The organism is Mitsuaria sp. TWR114, assembly GCF_007997345.1.
On the sequence record NZ_VOSR01000176.1, the window covers coordinates 1 to 2,062 of the forward strand.

Genomic DNA, 2,062 nt, shown 5'->3' on the forward strand with positions numbered 1-2,062 from the left:
TCGGCATCGATCAGCAGGAAGCCCACGCCCGGCGTGCTCAGCCGCGTGGCGGCCGGCGCGCCGATCAGCATCGCCATCGTGGCCAGGGCGCCGGCGGCGATGCACAGCGGCGCGACCACGCTGACGGCCTGCCAGTGGCGCACCGGCTGCCCGGTGCGCGGATCGAGGATGTGGCAGCAGCGCCGGCCGTCGGCCGCGATGAAGAAGCGCTCGTAGTCGCCGCTGGTGGCCAGGGCGCCGCTGCCCAGCGCGATGCGCGCGCAGACCTCGTGCTCGCGCCGCGGATGCCGGATGGCGAAGACCCAGGGCTGGCCGTCCGGACGCGGGCCGAGCACGCGCAGGTCGCCGCCCAGGTTCACGAAGCCATGGCGCAAGCCGAGCTCGCGCAGCACCGCGACGGCGCGGTCGGCGGCGTATTCCTTGCCGATGCCGCCGAAGTCGATCTCCATGCCGGCCTGCGGCAGCGCGATGGCGCGGCCGTCCCACTGCACGCGGTGCCAGCCGATGCGCGCGAGCTGCAAGGCCAGCGCGTCGGGCGAGGGCTCGCGGCCGGCCTTGAAGTCCCAGGCGCGGCGCAGGCAGCCGCTGGTGAGGTCGAAGAGGCCGTCGCTCTGGCGATGCAGCTCGGCGGCGAAGTCGAGCAGGTGCGCGGTCTCGGCGTCGACGGTCACGCCGCCGCGGCCCGCGCGCGCGTTGATCGCCGAGATCACGCTGTCGTCGCGGTAGCGCGAGTACTTGCGCTCGATGCGGCGGACCTCGGCCTCGGCGAAGGCGCAGGCGTCGGCGGCCTGCGCCGGCGGGACGCCGGCCAGCACGATCTCGTTGGGCGAGGCCATCGCCGTGAAGGCGTGGCGATGCTCCCGTTCGGCGAGGCCGTCCGGCGGCAGGGGAGCCGCCGGGGCCGCCGCCGAGGGCGGCGAGGTCGTGGCGTCGCGCAGCATCGTCGTGGCCTCAGAACTTGTGCGAGAGGCCGATCTGCAGCCAGTCGGCCTGGAAGCGGTCCAGACCCGGCGAGCCGCTGCCGCCCAGGCGCCAGGCGGCGCGCTGCTCGTAGTGCTCGAGGCTGATGTCGGCGGTCCAGCGCGGCGCGAACTCGTAGGCGACCTTGAGCCCGGCGGTGATCGCGCCGAAGGCCGACAGGCGCTGGTCGCCGGACAGGTACCGCGGCGAGGTGGCGGTGTAGCCGGGCGGGAAGGGCGCGCCGAGCGCGGGGTCGTAGACCGGGTCGTAATAGAACTTGGCCGCGCGCTGCGTCGTGTAGCGCAGCATCGGCGTCAGCGTCCAGCCGCCGGCGAGCGGCTGCACCCAGGCGGTCTCGACCGTGTTGGCGCGCACGCCGAAGCTGTCGGCGTAATAGCGCCAGCTGCTGCGCAGCGTCGCGCGCCAGTCGCTGAAGTGATGGTTCCAGCGCGCCATCACCGTGTACTGCTCGCGCCGGTCCGGGCGGCGGTCCGGGAACTTGTAGGGGTCCGAGTACATGCCGTGGCCCCAGCTCGCGCCCAGGCTCAGCTGCACCAGGTCCACCGCGGTCCAGGCCTGGGTCACGCCGGCGGTCAGCTGCGTGGTGTTGCGGCCGCGGCTGAGCGTCGGGTCGTTGGAGGAGCCGATCCAGTCGTCGCCGAAGGCGGCGCCGATGTTCCAGGTGGTGTTGTTGTCCTCGCTGGAGCGCCGGTAGTCGGCCGAGACCGTGCGCGAGCGGTAGTCGTGCTCGGTCGAGTAGGCCGCGCCGACGGACCACGCGTCGCGGTCGTTGTAGCGCGTGACGCGGATGTCGCCGGCCTTGCGTTCCTCGTCCAGCCGCGAGGCGCCCGAGACGGCGCTGTGGAAGCGCGGCGAGGCACCGGAGACGCTGTCGGTCACCAGCGAGCCCTCGACCGACCAGCGGCCGGCCACCGGCACCATCAGGTAGACCGACGGCGCGGTCACCTTGATGCGATCGAAGCCGGGCTGGCGGTCGCGGTAGGACAGCAGCTTGACGGCGACCTCGGCCTGTTCGGGCGCGGTCTCGGCCTGCGCCGCTGGCTGCAGCCCCGGCAGCAGCAGCGCTGCGGCGAGCACGCCG

General features: G+C 73.8%; 2 protein-coding genes. Both read right to left on the reverse strand.

The genetic code is table 11. The annotated features are described in order from the left end of the window. A partial coding sequence (locus tag FUT87_RS08280; RefSeq protein ID WP_147240715.1) for an FAD:protein FMN transferase occupies positions 1-941 on the reverse strand: 941 nt, incomplete at its 3' end. A gap of 10 nt (positions 942-951) precedes the next feature. Continuing rightward, on the reverse strand, positions 952-2,062 hold a 1,111-nt coding region (locus FUT87_RS08285; RefSeq protein ID WP_310735137.1), incomplete at its 5' end, for a DUF3570 domain-containing protein.